The 15,550-nt window shown below is 74.1% G+C and carries 16 protein-coding genes; 7 read left to right on the top strand and 9 right to left on the bottom strand.

The genetic code is table 11. The annotated features are described in order from the left end of the window. Positions 1-314 precede the first annotated feature (314 nt). The 4 genes from ACZ6Z8_RS13715 to ACZ6Z8_RS13700 form a co-directional block, all read right to left on the bottom strand. Positions 315-890 (bottom strand): acyl-CoA thioesterase, encoded by a 576-nt coding sequence (locus tag ACZ6Z8_RS13715; RefSeq protein WP_465609284.1) that lies wholly within the window; start codon positions 888-890, stop codon positions 315-317. Further along, on the bottom strand, positions 887-1,198 hold the full coding sequence (locus tag ACZ6Z8_RS13710; RefSeq protein WP_465609282.1) for a hypothetical protein: 312 nt from the start codon (positions 1,196-1,198) through the stop codon (positions 887-889). The genes ACZ6Z8_RS13715 and ACZ6Z8_RS13710 overlap by 4 nt, the downstream gene beginning before the upstream one ends. Positions 1,199-1,737: 539 nt before the next feature. After that, entirely contained in the window at positions 1,738-2,235 is a 498-nt protein-coding gene (locus tag ACZ6Z8_RS13705; RefSeq protein WP_465609280.1) for a flavoprotein, read from the bottom strand. 261 nt (positions 2,236-2,496) lie between these two features. Next, a complete protein-coding gene (locus ACZ6Z8_RS13700; RefSeq protein WP_465609278.1) occupies positions 2,497-2,982 on the bottom strand; it encodes a cysteine/serine endopeptidase inhibitor in 486 nt (161 codons plus the stop codon). Positions 2,983-3,263: 281 nt separating this feature from the next. Between ACZ6Z8_RS13700 and ACZ6Z8_RS13695 the strand changes: the two genes are divergently transcribed. The 3 genes from ACZ6Z8_RS13695 (at position 3,264) to ACZ6Z8_RS13685 (ending at position 4,880) form a co-directional block, all read left to right on the top strand. Further along, positions 3,264-3,482 carry a hypothetical protein gene (locus tag ACZ6Z8_RS13695; RefSeq protein WP_465609276.1) on the top strand — a complete coding sequence of 73 codons (219 nt, stop codon included), beginning with the start codon at positions 3,264-3,266 and terminating at the stop codon, positions 3,480-3,482. Positions 3,483-3,692: 210 nt separating this feature from the next. Continuing rightward, the gene (locus ACZ6Z8_RS13690; RefSeq protein ID WP_465609274.1) at positions 3,693-4,349 is read left to right on the top strand and encodes a 4'-phosphopantetheinyl transferase family protein; all 657 of its coding nucleotides are present in this window, start codon (positions 3,693-3,695) and stop codon (positions 4,347-4,349) included. 147 nt (positions 4,350-4,496) lie between these two features. Next, positions 4,497-4,880, top strand: coding sequence for a barstar family protein (locus ACZ6Z8_RS13685; protein WP_465609272.1), 384 nt, complete (start codon positions 4,497-4,499; stop codon positions 4,878-4,880). A 12-nt stretch (positions 4,881-4,892) separates the two neighbouring features. Here the strand turns inward: ACZ6Z8_RS13685 and ACZ6Z8_RS13680 are convergent, their stop codons facing one another. Further along, on the bottom strand, positions 4,893-5,579 hold the full coding sequence (locus ACZ6Z8_RS13680) for a polysaccharide deacetylase family protein (protein WP_465609270.1): 687 nt from the start codon (positions 5,577-5,579) through the stop codon (positions 4,893-4,895). A gap of 506 nt (positions 5,580-6,085) precedes the next feature. On the opposite strand from ACZ6Z8_RS13680, the gene ACZ6Z8_RS13675 reads away from it, so the two are divergent. Together ACZ6Z8_RS13675 and ACZ6Z8_RS13670 are read left to right on the top strand one after the other, a co-directional pair. Continuing rightward, positions 6,086-7,777, top strand: a complete 1,692-nt coding sequence (locus ACZ6Z8_RS13675) for a CehA/McbA family metallohydrolase (protein ID WP_465609268.1) — start codon at positions 6,086-6,088, stop codon at positions 7,775-7,777. A gap of 227 nt (positions 7,778-8,004) precedes the next feature. Further along, positions 8,005-8,493, top strand: a complete 489-nt coding sequence (locus ACZ6Z8_RS13670) for a hypothetical protein (RefSeq protein WP_465609266.1) — start codon at positions 8,005-8,007, stop codon at positions 8,491-8,493. A 21-nt stretch (positions 8,494-8,514) separates the two neighbouring features. On the opposite strand, the gene ACZ6Z8_RS13665 is transcribed toward ACZ6Z8_RS13670, so the two are convergent. Continuing rightward, on the bottom strand, positions 8,515-9,024 hold the full coding sequence (locus ACZ6Z8_RS13665) for a DinB family protein (protein ID WP_465609264.1): 510 nt from the start codon (positions 9,022-9,024) through the stop codon (positions 8,515-8,517). Positions 9,025-9,245: 221 nt separating this feature from the next. Here ACZ6Z8_RS13665 and ACZ6Z8_RS13660 point away from each other — a divergent pair, with 221 nt between their 5' ends. Beyond that, complete coding sequence (locus ACZ6Z8_RS13660; RefSeq protein WP_465609262.1) at positions 9,246-10,061, top strand: class I SAM-dependent methyltransferase; 816 nt, start codon at positions 9,246-9,248, stop codon at positions 10,059-10,061. Positions 10,062-10,225: 164 nt separating this feature from the next. Here ACZ6Z8_RS13660 and ACZ6Z8_RS13655 read toward each other — a convergent pair whose 3' ends face one another. The 3 genes from ACZ6Z8_RS13655 to ACZ6Z8_RS13645 form a co-directional block, all read right to left on the bottom strand. Further along, on the bottom strand, positions 10,226-12,166 hold the full coding sequence (locus tag ACZ6Z8_RS13655; RefSeq protein ID WP_465609260.1) for a YhgE/Pip family protein: 1,941 nt from the start codon (positions 12,164-12,166) through the stop codon (positions 10,226-10,228). After that, positions 12,163-12,930: an ATP-binding cassette domain-containing protein gene (locus ACZ6Z8_RS13650; RefSeq protein ID WP_465609258.1), complete on the bottom strand. Its 768-nt coding sequence runs from the start codon at positions 12,928-12,930 to the stop codon at positions 12,163-12,165. The genes ACZ6Z8_RS13655 and ACZ6Z8_RS13650 overlap by 4 nt, the downstream gene beginning before the upstream one ends. A gap of 232 nt (positions 12,931-13,162) precedes the next feature. Further along, positions 13,163-14,146, bottom strand: a complete 984-nt coding sequence (locus tag ACZ6Z8_RS13645) for an MBL fold metallo-hydrolase (protein ID WP_465609256.1) — start codon at positions 14,144-14,146, stop codon at positions 13,163-13,165. A gap of 308 nt (positions 14,147-14,454) precedes the next feature. On the opposite strand from ACZ6Z8_RS13645, the gene ACZ6Z8_RS13640 reads away from it, so the two are divergent. Continuing rightward, positions 14,455-15,312, top strand: coding sequence for a helix-turn-helix domain-containing protein (locus ACZ6Z8_RS13640; RefSeq protein ID WP_465609254.1), 858 nt, complete (start codon positions 14,455-14,457; stop codon positions 15,310-15,312). Positions 15,313-15,550: the final 238 nt, after the last annotated feature.

The raw sequence follows: 15,550 nt of genomic DNA, 5'->3' as shown, positions 1-15,550 counted from the left end.
CCGGCCGGGCGAGCGGCGGCCGAGGGCCGGGGGCCTGCCTCATCGCAGCCCGTGACCGCCGGGAGACGTACCGGTTCCCGTGCTGCTCAGCGTACTGCGGTCGGGCCGGGGCGGGGGCCGTCGATCCGCGCGAGCGCGGAGGCCGGACGGAACCTTGACGCCGGAGCCGGAGCCGGAAGCGGAACCGTGGCGTGGGGGTGCGACCGGAGCCGTGGCCGGGACCGGCCTGGCGGATCGACGCCGTTGTCGATCACGCCACCGGCCCGCGCCGCCACCGGCACGGGAACGCCCGGATCAGCCCGGATCAGCCCGGATCAGCCCGCCGAGGCGCGCACCCTTCTGCGCGAGCCACGCGGCGCACCGACGCCCGCACCGGAGCGCACCGCCGTCCGCTGGGCCGGCGCCATCGGCTGCCCGACGGGGACCACGGTGTCGCCACGCGCCGTGTCCGGGACCCGGTCCACGACCGACTCCGACATAAACGCCGACAGAAAGCGCCGCTCGTTCTGGCTGAGTTTGCGCGAGCGACCGGATTCCCGGTCCCGCGCGACGACCACGGTCCGCGCCCGCATAAAGGTGCGCGGATCGCGGCAGACATTCACCTCGACATGGGCGGAACTCCGCCCGATGTGCTGCACGGTCAACCGCACCGACAATGGCTCGGGGCGGTGGTGCAACTGCTCCAGGTAATCGATCTCGTGCCGGGCGATAATGAATCCGGACGGGAACAGCGATTCCCGCACGGCGGTCGCGTGGTGGCAGAACAGGTCGTAAATCCCCTCCTGGATGTAGCCGACCAGCCTGGCGTTGTTGATGTGCCCGTTCTCGTCGACGTCGCTCCACCGGGTGGGGCAGGACAGCACGTGCACACCCGGGAACAGCGCGCTCACTGCTGCGTCAGCCCCGCGCCGGCGCCGGTGGGGAGCAGCGCGCGCCGCAACCTGGCGTAGTAACCGGAGTGTTCGGCCGCCATCCGGGCGGCGGTCCAGCCCTCCTCGGCGGCCTCCGCGGCCGCCTGGACGACCAGGCTGTCCAGCACCACGTCGACCGACCGGCAGAGTTCGGCGACCGCGGCGAGGCGTTCGGTGACATCGGCCGCACCGGCCGCGTTACGGGCCGGAAAGGCCGCCAGCGATTCGACTGCGAGCTGCAGATCGTCGATGGCGTCCGACCGGCTCTCCTGCGGTGAATTCCGCATTCTTTTCTCCAGGACCAATTCGGGCCATTACGGCCCGGTAACTGACGTTCGAATACACCGTCATCGGTGTCGACCCCCCGACGCCATCGACGCTATCCCAGTCGACGCGGGTCCGCAGAAGGTTTTCGGACGGTGACGGGAAACTGACTTCCATCGGAGTAGTTTGCGGGGGTACACAATATGCCCCGTCAGCCGAACGCGGTAAGCAGAACGGGTGGCATCGCCGACTCGCCGAGCAAGATCAACTACGGTCGGGCACAAATCTGCTACCGGCCTCCCCGCCACCGCGCCTCGTACAGGTGGGCGTCCTCCTCAGCACGACCCCACGCCGTCCGCTCCCCGACACGGTCTCCACCGACCACACCGCCGCGAACGACGTCCGCCTCGATCCCCTCGGCGGCCGCCGTGTCGGCCACCTCCCCGACGGCCCCGTCCATCACCCGCTGCATCGCGGCGGCGCGTCCGCGCCCGCACTTCCGCGCGAAGGCGCCCCGCCCCGCGAAGCCCTTGTACAGCCGGCCCCCGGAGCAGCCACCCTGTCAGTCCTCAAGGAGCTCCAGCACCCGCGTCCAGCTGTACGCCCCCGGCACGAACTCCGCGATCCGCACGCCCATCCCGCGCAGCCTGGTCAGGCTCTCCCCGTACGCCGGATGCGCGGCCTGGGCCGCACTGAGGCACGGTTGGACCGCCACCGGAATCCCCCACCCGTACGACTCGCAGAGGATCCCGAGCGCGAGGGTGTCCGAGATCCCGGCGGCCCACTTGTTGATCGTGTTGAACGTCGCCGGAGCCACCACGAGCGCGTCCGGATCCGGCAACGGCCGGGGCTCCCCGGGCTTCCGCCAGGCCGAGCGGATCGGGTACCCCGTCTGCTCCTCGACCGCCGGGACGTCGATGAACCCCGCGGCGAGCGGCGTCGCCACCACCCCCACCTCCCAGCCCCGCCCCTGCGCCGCCGCGATCAACTCCCCCACCCCACCGGCGACTCCCGCCGCACACACCACGACGTACAGCACCGGCTTCCCCGCCTCGGCCATCTCCCGAACACCCCTCTCACCACCGGCGGAACACCCGCCCGTCCACCCAGTGTGCCGACCGCCGCTGCGCCACCACGGACGGGGGCGGCCGCGCCTCGGAGCGCGGATGCCTCCGGGAACCACCGCCCGAACTCGTCGGGCCACCTCGCGCTTCCTCCTGCTTCCTCCCGTGCGTCGAACCGTCGCCCTGGCCGCACCGCGAACGCCCTGGTGCCCGCCCCCACGTACGGCCGGGGGCGGGCACGGCGGCTGCCGGAAGCGTCAGCCGATGGTCGAGCCGGTGACCGGCTCGGACAGCGCGACGGTCTTGCCGTTCGCCCCGCTCTTGACGAACTGCCAGGTGAGGCCGTTGATCACGCCCGTGCCCAGCGGGGCCAGCTTGGCGAAGGCGGGCTGGCTGAGGTCGATGTGGGTGGAGTCGCAGGACGGGCACTGGTCCTTCACCGGGACGGTGACGGTCTTGCCCTGGTACGTGACCTTGACCGAAATGCCCTTGCAGAGCGGGTCGTTGTTGGGGTTGGCGGAGGTCCACCAGGTGTGCGAGACGGCGACCAGCATCTGGTTGGAGGCGTTGATCTGGGTACCGCAGGCGCCGTACCCGGCGTCGTTGTAGTAGGTGGCCTTCCCGGTCATGGGCTTGTTGACCGGTATCGCGGCGCCGGCGGAGCCGGCGGTCAGGGCGATGAGGGCGGCGGCCGCGATCGGGGCGCCTGCGAGGATCCTGAGGTTCTTGCCGATGGCGCGCATGGTTCGTTCCCTCCGGTTCAACGGTCCCGGGTCCAAGTCATGGGCATGACAGGCACAACTCGCCGAAGCTGCGCCGCAGTTCGGCGGCCGGACACCCGATGCCCGCCCGGTGGTGGGAACGTATGCGCGCCACCCCGGTATGGTCCAGACCTTCACGGTGTCGCCATGAACACAAGGCAAGGATCTTTACCAATGCGGCCGAAGGGGCGAAGATGCGTGACCGCACCGCCACGCAGGGTGTTGACGGATCGTCACCAGCACCCCGCCCCGGAGGCCCTCCCATGCGCATGCGCACCGCACCCGCTGCCGCCCTGCTCCTCGGCACCGCCCTGACCCCGGTCCTCACCGCCTCCCCGGCCGCCGCGCACCAGGCGGCAGCGGCGGCCCCGCGCGTGGTGAACCAGGGCTACAGCATCCCGGTCGGCGGCATCACGGACCTCGGCGCGCTCCCCGTCCTCGGCGGCCTCGGCATGGACTTCGCCCGCCTGCTCGGCCAGTAGCCCTCCCGGCCCGACCGACCACCGCCGGGCCGGCCACCGTCGGACCGGCCACCGACGGGCCGTCCACCGACCGACCCCGCCCACCCCGCGACCACGCCCGCACAGCGGCCGGTCCCGCCGATTCCCGAAGATCACGGACCGCCACCGCCCACCCGGGTTACGCTCGACCCGCGCGGCGCGCCGCCCGCGCTGCCGACCGAGGGGGAACGCGTGATCGGGGACCTGCTGCCGGACGTCGTGGTGACCGAAGTGGCCTACGACGACCCGCCCGAGGCGCGGCTGGAGCCCGCCGAGGAGGAGGTGATCGCCCGCGCCGTGGACAAGCGCCGCCGCGAGTTCACCACCGTCCGGCACTGCGCCCGCACCGCCCTGGGCCGCCTCGGCGTCCCGTACCGCCCGCTCGTCCCCGGCCTGCGCGGCGCGCCGAGCTGGCCGGACGGCGTGATCGGCAGCCTCACCCACTGCGACGGCTTCCGCGCCGCCGCCGTCGCCCGCACCGGCGGTCCCCTGGCCTCGGTCGGCATCGACGCCGAGCCCGCGCTGCCGCTCCCGGACGGCGTCCTGGAGGCCGTCGCGCTGCCCGTCGAGCAGCAGCGGCTGGCCACGCTCGCCACCGAGCGCCCGGGCCTGCCGTGGGACCGCATCCTGTTCAGCGCCAAGGAGTCGGTCTACAAGGCCTGGTTCCCGCTGACCGAGCTGTGGCTGGACTTCCACGAGGCCGAACTCGACTTCTCCCCCGACGGCACCTTCTCCGCCCGCCTGCTGGTCCCCGGCCCGGTGGTCGGCGGCCGCCGCCTCGACGGCTTCGACGGCCGCTGGGCGGTGCGCGACGGGCTGCTCGCCACCGCGATCGCCGTCGAGCCGTAGCCGTAGGTGTTGCTCGGGGAGCCGTAGGTGTTGCTCGGGGAGCCGTAGCCGTTGATCGGGAACCCGTAGCCGCTCGCCGGGCGGCGTGGCCGCAGCCGTAACCCTCCATCACCCGGCCGTTCGCCGCCCGGGCATATCCTCGACCGCGTGACGGTGACCTATGTGATCGACGGCAACGAGATCGGCACCCTGGAGGACTTCTGGGACGTGGTCGGGCGGACGATGGGCGTGGACGGCTACTTCGGCCGCAACCTGGACGCCTTCGCCGACTGCCTGGGCGGCGGCTACGGCACGCCCGACGACGGCGACTACCTGATCGAGTGGCGCGACCACGAGCTGTCCCGCCGCAGGCTCGGCTACCCGGAGACGGTCCGGCAGCTGGAGCGCCGGCTCGCCAGGGCCCACCCCACCAACCGCGGGCAGGTCGCGGCCGAGCTGGCCGACGCCCGGGCCGGCAAGGGCCCGACGGTCTTCGACTGGCTGGTCGACGTCATCGAGGAGCGCCACCCGGGCGGCCTCCGGCTGGCCTGACACCCCGGCGGCTCACATCACGTCCGACAGCCGGACGAACCGCCGCCCCGCCGCCAGCAGCCCCGGCACCGCCGCCGCCATCCCGGGGGCGGTGCCGCCGCCCGGGTGGTTCATGTGCCCGATCACGACCGCACCGGGCGGTGCCGACGCCACCTCCTGCCGCACCTCGGAGGCGGGCAGCGTCGCCCCGCCGTCCCCGTTCACGGTGAACCCCACCACGCGTTCGCCCAGGTCGGCGACCACCCGGGCGGCGACGTCGTCGTAGTGCGCGGTGCCGGAGCGGAAGAACCGCGGCGGGTGTCCGAGCAGCCCGGTGAGCTTGTGGGCGTTGCCCACCACCTCGTCGTACACCTCGCCGACCCCGCCGGTCCCGGCGATCCCGTACGCCGAACGGCCGGTCACCGAGAGCGGGCGGTGCACGGTGCCGTGGTTGCCGATCTCGAACAGCCCGTCGGCGGCGAGCTGCTCGAAGACGTCCGGGTTGGCGTCGATCCAACGGGCGTTCAGGAACAGCGTGGCCGGGACCTTCCGCTCCCGCAGGAAGTCGATCAGGTCGGCGTCGTAGCCGTTCCCGCCGGGGCCGCCGCAGGCGTCGAAGGTCAGCGCCATCGCGCTCTCGCCCTCCGGCAGCTCGGTGATCACCCCGGAGACCCGCAGCCCCCACTCGCTCGGCGCCAGCGCCCCGTAGCGCTGGACCATCTCGGCCCGGCTCGGCTCCCGTACCGCCGAGGGCGCGGCGGCGGAGGCCGTCGCCGACGGAGCGGCCGACGGGCTGACCGACGAAGTGGCCGACCCACTCGCTGACGGGCCGGCGGACGGACCGGCGGACCCGCCGCCCGACGGCGTGCCCGACCCCGAGGCGGGCGCCGCCCCCGCGGCGGACACCGTCGGCGAGGCCGCCCCACCGCCGTCCGCGCCCCGCCTCGCCCGACACCCCGCCAGCGTGCCCCCGGCCACCACCGCCGCCAGCAGCGTTCGCCGACTCAGTGCCACACCAGCCTCCCGACCGACTCATCGCCATTTGTCATACGACCCGACCACATGACTATGAACCGACCATTCGTCACTCCCCGCAACTCGCCCCCCACCCCCGCCCGGCCCTCCTTCACCGAGCCGCCCCACCCCGGTGGGCCCCGCCTCACCCCCGGTTCATCCCCCGGGGTAGGCAAGCCGGCGGACCCGCCCGCCCCAGCCCGGAGGCCCCGATGCCCACCTCCCCGGTCGACCCGTTCGACCCGGTCGACCCGTTCGACCCGGCCGACCCGGCCGACCCGTTCGACCCGGCCCGCTCCCCGACCCCGGCCCGCCCGACCACCCCGCCGCACCCCGCCCGTCGCGACCTGCTCCGCACCGGCCTCGGCCTCGCCGCCACCACCGCCACCGCCACCACCGCCGGCCCCGCCTCAGCAGCCCCCGCCCACGGCGCGGCCAACGGCGACCGCACCCTCACCCTCACCGGCCACCTCCCCACCGGCGCTCCCGACTTCGTCCTCCTCCCGGTCGAGATCCCCGACGGCGTCCGCGAGATCGCCGTCTCCTACGGCTACGACAAGCCGCAGGTCCCCGCCGGCACCCCCGGCAACTCCTGCGACATCGGCATCTTCGACGAACGCGGCACCGACCTCGGCGGGGACGGCTTCCGCGGCTGGTCCGGTGGCTTCCGCACCGAGTTCGCCCTCTCCCGGGGCGCCGCCACGCCCGGCTACCTCCCCGGCCCGATCAATCCCGGCACCTGGCACGTCGTGCTGGGCCCGTACCAGATCGCGCCGCAGGGCCTGGACTACCGCGTCCAGGTCACCCTCCGGTTCGGCGAGCCGGGGCCGGAGTTCACCCCGCGCTACCCGCCGGAGCGGGCCCGCGGCCGCGGCCGGGCCTGGTACCGGGGCGACTGCCACCTGCACACCGTGCACTCCGACGGGCGCCGCCTGCCCGAGGAGGTGGCCGCCGGAGCCCGCGCGGCCGGCCTGGACTTCATCGTCTCGACCGACCACAACACCAGTTCCTCGCACGCCGTCTGGGGCCCGCTGGCCGGCCCCGACCTGCTGATCGTCACCGGCGAGGAGGTCACCACCCGCAACGGCCACTGGCTGGCCCTGGGCCTGGAGCCCGGCCGGTTCGTCGACTGGCGCTACCGCTCCCGCGACGAGGAGTACCCGCGCTTCGTCCGCCAGGTCCACCGCGACGGCGGCCTGGTGGTGCCCGCGCACCCGTACTGCCCGTACGTCGCCTGCCAGTGGAAGTTCGGCTACGAGCAGGCCGACGCCGTCGAGGTGTGGAACGGGCCCTGGACGTACGACGACGAGTCGGCCGTCGACACCTGGGACGCCGGACTCGCCGTCGCCCTGCGCAGCGGCGGCGGGAACGGCGGCGGCCGGAACGGCGCCCGCTCCTGGCTGCCCGCCATGGGCAACAGCGACGCCCACAGCGACCCGCAGGTCATCGGCCTGCCGCACAACGTCGTCCTGGCCGAGGACCTCACCCGGGACGCGGTCCTGGACGGGCTGCGCGCCGGGCGCAGCTGGCTGGCCGAATCCGCCGCCGTCACGCTCGACCTCACCGCCACCGGGCACGGCCGTCAGGCCGGCATCGGCGAGGAGCTGACCGTCCCGGCCGACGCCCCGGTGGACGTCCGGCTCAGCGTCTCCGGGGTGCCCGGCGGCACCGTCCGCCTGATCACCGACGAGGGGCAGATGCACCAGGAGTCGCTGCCCGCCGGCGGCGCCGGCACCGTGGTGTGGCGCACCACCGCCTCGCTCGCCGCGTACGTCCGCGCCGAGGTCCGCCACCCGAGGGCCGACGGCACGCCGGGCAAGGGCAACTCGATGGGCGGGGACCTCCCCTGGGGCCCGATGGCGGCCCTCACCAACCCGATCGTGCTGCGTACCGAGGAGCGCTGAGACCACCCCCTCCCCGCCCGCGGACCTGTCACGGACGGGGAGGGGGACGACTCGGGGCACCCGTTTGGACTAGGTTGATCCCCGAAACGCATCAGTCGTAGGGACGAGGCGGTCGGCTGTCCGCATCCGGGCCGACCGGCTCCTTCGCACTCCCACCGTCTCGCCCCGGCTACCCGACCGAACCGACCGACCCCGTCCGTCCCCGGCCCGCGAAGGGATCAGCAGCTGTGAACCGTACGACCGTAGGTGGGCCGGAGCTCGGGGGCGGCCGGGGGGCCGGGGGCGTCCTGGTCCTCGTCGACCCCTCCGGGGCCGGGAACAGCCCGGTCGCGGGGCTGCTCGCCCAGGAACTGCATCCGAGCGTCCACCTGCGGACGGACGACTTCCTCCAGGTCATCCGCAACGGCCAGCTGCCGCCGAACCTGCCCGAGGCCGCCCGTCAGAACGCCACCGCCCTGGCCGCCGCCGCCCAGGCCGCCTTCGCCTACGCCACCGGCGGCTACCAGGTCGTCGTCGAGTGCCCCGAGACCCCGGTCTCCCTCGACACCTTCCGCCGCGAGAGCCGGACCACCGGCGCCGCCCTCCACTACGTCGTCCTCACCACCGCGGCCCCCACCACCACCCACGAACTCGACACCACCCCGCTCACCCCCGACACCACCACCAAGTCCATCCTCACCGCCCTCACCACCCGCACCCACCTCCTCGGCTGGTGACCCCTCGCGGGCGGGCGCGGTCTACGCCCCGACGACGCCGTCGATGGCCTCGCGCAGGAAGTCGGCGTGGCCGTTGTGCCGGGCGTACTCGTGGATCAGGTGGAGCATCACCAGCCGCAGCGACACCTCGGCCTCCCAGCGGGGCTGGTAGCCGGTGACGTCGAGCGAGGGGGCGGCGAGTTCGATGCGGCGGGAGTGCTCGATCTCGGTCTGCCAGGCGGCGAAGGCCTCGGCGCGGGTGGCCCCGGTCGGGTCGTAGGCCGCCTGGTAGTCGCCGTCCTCGGACCAGACCCGCGGGACGTCCTGCCCGTCGATCACCCGGCGGAACCAGGTGCGCTCGACCTCGGCCATGTGCCGGACGAGCCCGAGCAGGCTCAGCGTGGACGGCGGGCTGGAACGTTCCCGCAGCTGTTCGTCGGTCAGGCCCTCGCACTTCATGGCGAGGGTCGCCCGGTGGAAGTCCAGGAAGCCGCGCAGCATCTCACGCTCGCCACCGGTCAGCGACGGTACGGGCCGGTTGTCGGTGCTCATGGAATCGTTTCTCCTCGTGATCGGCGGTTCCCGGCGGACTGTAGCGAACGCCGGGTCCGGCCCGACAGCGACTTTCCGGGCCCCGGCGCGGGCTGACCCGTACCGGCCGTCAACCCCGAACGCGCCCCGTCACGTACCGTGTTCGGACCGCCACCGGTTTGGGTACGTACCTCGGCGCGCCCGACCGCCGGGCGCCCACCGAGCAGGAGACCCGACCACCCATGGACCACAACCACATCCCCCCGACGGTACGCCGGACGTACGGCGCCGACGACCTCAGTACCGCCCCCTCGTTCGCGGGCGGGTTCATCAACTTCGGTGACTGGCAGGGCATCGACCTCGCCGCTCCCACCGCCGACGACCGGGTGCGCAGCCAGGAGCAGCTGTACCGGCGGGTGCTGTGCGCCTTCCCGGAGCCGCGTGAGCGGCTGCGGCTGGCGGAGGTGGGCTGCGGGCGCGGGCTGGGCGCGGCCCTGGCGCTACGGGAGTTCCGCTTCGCCTCGGTCACCGGCGTGGACATCCACCCGGACCAGGTCGAGCGCGCCCGCGCCGTCAACGCCCGTGCCATGGCCACCTATCCGGACCGGCTCGGCTACACCATCGGATCGGCGGACGAACTCCCCTTCGCCGACGCCTCCCTGGACGGCGTCTACTCGGTCGAGGCCGCCCAGCACTTCCGCGAACTCACCGGGTTCGTCCGCGAGTCGGCCCGCGTCCTGCGCCCGGGCGGGAGGCTGGTGGTCGCCACCTTCTTCGCCGCCCCCGGGGAGGAGATCACCGAACGCCTCAAGATCCTGCTCGCCAGCTTCGCCGACGGCCTGGACATCGCCCACCACCTCGACGACTTCACCGCCGACCTCGGCGGCACCGGCTTCACCGACGTCACCACCGAGTCCATCGGCCCCGACGTCTGGCCAGGCCTCGACCGCTACCTCGCCGACACCGTCCCCACCGACCACTGGACCCGCAACTTCCTCCACGCCTGGCGCCACGGCCTCCTCGACTACCACCTCGTCACCGCCACCCGAGCCGCCTGACCCCGGCCGTCGTCCGGCCACCGGGCCTGTCCGCACCCCAAGGACAGGCCCAAGCCGCGCTGCGCGACGCGCCCAGCCGGCTGCCCCGACCGGTGGGAGCGCCGCAGGCCCGTGAACGGCGCGTCCCGGGGTCCCGGAGGCGGGACGCCGGGCCGGTCCGTCCGTCACAGCTCCAGGTCCGGGTGGAGGCGGGCGACCGTCCACACCCGCCGACGGCACAGGGCCAGCGAGGTGAGGGCCAGGAACAGGACGCCGAAACCCGCCAGGACTGCGATGTCCCGGGTGAGGTGGGAGGCCGCGCCACCGCTGATCGTCACCCGGAGCCCGTCGACCAGGTAGGTCATCGGCAGGAGGGGGTGGACGGCCTGGAACGGCGCCGGGGTCGTCTGCACCGGGTACAGGCCGCCCGAGGCGGTCAGTTGCAGGATGAGCAGGACCAGGGACAGCACGTCACCCGCCGTACCGAACGCGGTCCGCAGGCAGTGGTCGACGGCGACGAACGCGGCGGCACCGACCGAGAGGAGCAGGACGGTCTTCCAGGGGGCCTGCGCGTGCAGCCCGAGGCCCGCGCTGACGACGCCGTAGAGGATCAGGGCTCCGAGCACGCCCAGCCCCGCGGCCGGGAGCCAGCCCGCAACGGCGAGGGTGGAGGCCCGGGTGCGCGCGGCCAGCGCCCTGGTGTTCACCGGTCGCAGGAAGAGGTAGGCGAAGAGGCCGAACACCCACAGCGCGATGCCGAAGAAGAACGGGGCCAGCCCGCGGCCGTAGACGCCGGCCGGGTGGAGGTTCGACCGGTCGATGTCGACGGGCGTCCCCAGCACCTTCGACGCATGGTCCACCTGTCCGGAATCCAGGACGGGGACCTGCTTCCTGCCGTCGTCGATCAGGGTGGCCAGCGTGGTGGCGCCGGTGTGGGCCTGGTCGGCGGCGGTCTTCAGCGCCCCGGATCCCTGCTGGAGGGCGGACAGACCCGTGGACACGGTGGTGGCCCCGGCGGCGATGCTCTGGGCGCCGGAGTCGACCAGGGCCAGCGGGGTCTGCGCGTTCTGGGCGGACTGCTGGGCGGCCACGGCGGCCTTCTGGAGGGCGACGGCCTGCTGGTGCGCCGCATGGGCGTTGCCGCTGGCGGTGGCGGCGTGACCGTCGATCTGGCCGGCGACGGTGTCGGCCGCCGTCATGTCCTGTTTGGCGCGCTGGAACACGGGATCGTCACCCAGTCCCGGGTGCGCCTCGGCCAGGCGGTCCAGATCGGCCACCGCCTTGGCGGTTCCCTGCTTCACCGCCGAGGTTGCGGTGTGGACGGCGTCCACGCCCTGGGAGACGACAGCGGCCGCGTTGACCACGGCGCCGGCGGCCGTGCTCAGCTGCGGCGCGGCCTCGGTGAGGGCGGCGGCCGCCGTGTGCACCTGGGCCGTGGCCTGGCTGAGCTTCTGGGCACCGTCGGCGAGCTGGGTGGAGCCGGACTGCAGCGTCGTACCGGCGCCCGCTGCGGCGGAACTCCCCTGCTGCGCAACGGTGGTGGCGTTCACGAGCCCCTGCGCCGCCTGTGCCGCCGTGTTCAGCTTTCCGCCGATGTCCGCGAGCCGGTCGTAGGCGCCGCGGACGTACGCCTCGTGCGCGGCGGAGTTGACCTGTTCCTGCAGCTTCGTCTGGACGACCTCGGTCATGACGCCGGCGATGTAGTTGTTCGCGTCGTTGAGCTGGATGTGGATCCGGGCCTGTTCCGGTTGTGCGTCGGGGCCGGTGGCGAGGCGGGCACTGAAGTCGGCGGGGATCCGGACCGTGAACGCGTAGCGCCCGTGCTCCAGACCGGTGCGGGCCGCGGCGTCGTCGACGAACGCCCAGTCGAACTCCCCGGAGGCCTTGAGCTCCGTCACGACCTGGGCGCCCGCGTCCACCCGCTGTCCCTGTCGGGTCTCGGCCGGGTGGTCCTCGTTGACCACCGCCACGGGGATGTGCCCGGTCTTCCCGTACGGATCCCAGTTCGCCCACAGGTACATGGCGCCGTACAGCAGGGGGACCAGACACAGCACGAGCGGGACGAACCGCCTCAGCGGGCCCCGGAAGCTGCGCAGCTCCAGCACGGCGAGCCTGATCGCGGTCATGTGCCCTCCCCCTCCCGGGACGCCCGGGCGTCCCCGTCCTCCGATCCCCGCCGTCCGAGCGCCCGCCGGGGGCTCAGCTCCGGGGCATCCGGCTCGTCCACCGGCGCCGGCCGCTCGGGCAGGCGGCTCCGTCGGGGCAGGGCCACCAGCCCCGGCGCGGGGTCGAGGCCGACCTCGGGTCCGGGCGGGTCGAGCGCACCCGCCAGAACGGTGCAACCGACCTTGAGGACCAGGCCCACGAGCTGCCACGCCCGGGTGCGCTCCTCCTCCGGGCACCCACGGTCGACGTCGTCCGCGACGATCACGGCGGGACGCGTGGCCAGGGCGAGTGCGAGGGCCACGCCCAGGGCCTCCACCGGCGGCAGGTCCCGCACCAGCGTCCGGGGGTCCACGTCGATGCCGAGGACCGAGAACGCCTCGTCCAGCCGGGCGGCGGCCCCCCGGCGGCGGCTCAACCACCGGCGCTCCGCCACCAGTTCGCGCACCCGCAGGTCCGGGTCCAGGCCGACGGCGGGCTCCGCACGGGCCACCGCCACCAGTCCCCTGACGCGACGGCCGCCCCGGGGCAGGGCGTGACCGCCCACCCGGACTGCTCCGCCGTCCAGCCGCATCCGCCCCGCGAGCGCGAGCAGCACCGTGGTGCGGCCCGAACCGCCAGGCCCGTGGACCACCAGCAGCCCGCCGGGGTCCACGTCCACGTCCAGATTCTCGAACACCGCTCCCCGGGGCCCGCGCACGCTCGCCCCGCGCGCGACCACGTCCACGCCGGCAATCTCCACCCCCAGCCGGTAACCCGCCCGTGCCGGGACATGTCTGTCAGACCGGTCACATTCCAGCAGCCGGGAACACCGGGCACCCGCCCGGAGGCGCCTGCGGCGGGCCCGCGGAGCAGCGCCGACGCCGGCGGGGGCGCGCCGGACCGGACGGGCTCCGGGTGAGCCGCGAGCAGTACGGCCATGGTGTCCATCCCACGGGCCCCGGCTTCTTGAGAAGAGGTCAGTGCTGTGCGGCGTCCGGTACCGGGAGCCGGAGGAAGGGGCGGTTGAGGTGAGGGGTGGCCAGGACGGTGCCGGTGCGCCCGGCCTCGGCGAGGACGGCTTCCCGGGTGCGGCGGGCCAGGGCGGGATCGGCCTCGAAGGCGTAGCGGGTCGCGGGGTCTGCGAGTTGGACGGCGTGCACCAGCACGTCTCCGGTGATCAGGAGCCGTTGTCCACCCCCTTCGACCAGGAGGGACTGGTGGCCCAGCGTGTGGCCAGGCGTGCCGAACAGGGTGAGTCCGGTGCCGGCCCCTCCGGGCCCGGGAAGCCGGCACCGGCCGTCGACCTGGCGCAGCAGGCCGGCCCGGCGCAGCGGGTCCACGACGTACCGCAGCGCCGAGTCGCCCCCGGCGAGTCCCGCGATCTCCGCCTGCTGGACGACGTACTGCGCGTCGGGGAAGGCCGGGACGCCGTCCGGGGTGACCGACCAGCCGTAGTGGTCCTCGTGCAGATGGCTCAGGACGACGGTGCTGACGTCCTGGGGGCGGATGCCGGCCGCCGACAGGCACTGCGGGAGCCGGCCGGGGACGGGCGCCCACTTCGAGGCCGGACTGCCCGCGGGGCCTATGCCGGTGTCGACCAGCGTGATCCGCCCGCCGGGCCCGCGGACGGCGTAGCAGCGGAAGTCCAGTTCCCATGCGCCGTGCGGCCCGAAGGCGAACGGGTCGAGCTGCCGCGCACGCTCCCACGCTTCTGGCGTGGCGTCCGGGAAGGCGGCCGCGGCGGTGGCCGGAAAGGTGCCGTGGGCGTCCAGCAGAGCGAGGACCTGGTACCGCCCGAGCCGCCGGGCCGCGGCCCAACTACCGTGGGCCGTCCGCGACTCGGCCGACGTGTCGGCCCGTGCGGACGGCTCGGTGAGCGGCCCCAGGGCGGCCGCGCCGACGCCGGCCACGGCCCCGCGCAGCAGGGTGCGGCGCGAGGTTGTTCCCGGATCGCGGGTCATCGGTGTTCCTCCAGGGGGAGTGATGGCGGCCGACGCCTCGACCCCCGTCCGGGGCGTCGGCGGGTTCCATGCTGGCGGGGAGGACCCGGTGCCGGCTTGCACGTTCTTGCGCGTTCGGCCGGCCGCGGGCAAGCACCCGGGCCCAGGTGTGCTCCCTCCCCTCGACCGCCCGCAGGTGGGGAACCAGGGTGGGCATGTGCAGCTGCGTCCCGAAGCCCGAGCAGGGGGTGGGGGTTTCGACGAGCCTCATCGCCCCGGCACCGTCCGAGCCTGTCCGGCCGCACCGGAGCGGCCCTACGCTGGCGGGTATGCCGGTCGAACGCCTCTGTCTGCTGCGCGATGACGACGTCTACACCGGGGAGGTCGACTGCCTTCATCCGCCGCACGGTTGGACGGAGACCCGCCCGATGCAGGTGTTCGGCCTGGTCATGGTCCGCCGGGGCCTCTTCCTGGCCCGGGCGGACGGTGTGGAACAGGTGCTGGACCCCCTCAGTGTCTACGTCGAACGCCCCGGCAGCGAGCACCAGTTCGCGCACCCGTGCGGCGGCGACTCGTACACCGAGATCGTGCTCTCGGAACCCCGGCTCGTCGAACTGCTGGCAGGGGACCCGACCGTGCCTCAGGGGTTGGTGTTCACCACCCCGGGGATGACGGTGCGACAGCGCCTGCTGGCGGCGCGGGCGCGGGCCGGCGCGGACGCCTTCGAACTCACCGGGCTGACCCTGGAGCTCGCCTCGGAGATCCTCTCCGCCCTTCTGCCGGAACGGGTCACCGCCGGCATCCCCGCCCGGGAGTCGGCGCGCCGGCGGCTGGTGGACGCCGCCCGCGCCGCGCTGGCCGTGGACCTCGGTGCGAGCCTGGACGAGCTGGCCCGCACGGTGGGGTGCTCCCCGCACCACCTCAGCCGGATCTTCCGGGAGGCCACCGGCGAGGGTCTGGCCCGCTACCGCACCCGGCTGAAGGTCGCCCGGGCGCTCGACCGGATCAGCCAGGGCGACACCGGGCTCGCCGCCCTCGCGGCGGAGCTGGGCTTCGCGGACCAGGCCCACATGACCCACGCCGTGCGCCGGTCGGTCGGGCTGACCCCGGGCGCGCTGCGGGCCCTGCTGGCTGCGGAGGCCGCGGCCGACCGCCGGGCCGGGTTCGCCGGCCGGCTCGCCACGTAGGACCGCACCGAGTGCCGGCGTGCGGCCGAAGACAGCGACGAGGCAGACCAGACCGCGTGGCTGGAGGCCAAGCGCGCCGCCGAACAGGCGGAGTGCCAGGCGCCCGACACGCCGCCGAACAGGCGGAGTGCCGGGCGCCCGACGGCGCGTCGCCGTCACCGCTCACCCCGAACGAGCTGCGGGGCTCTGTCCGTGGGGCGACCCGGAGAACATGACGGACCGGGCCACCCCACTTCGA

Source organism: Kitasatospora sp. NPDC101108, from assembly GCF_055584725.1.
Note: the sequence above shows the minus strand (reverse complement) of the source record. Positions and strands in the feature narration are given on the sequence as shown.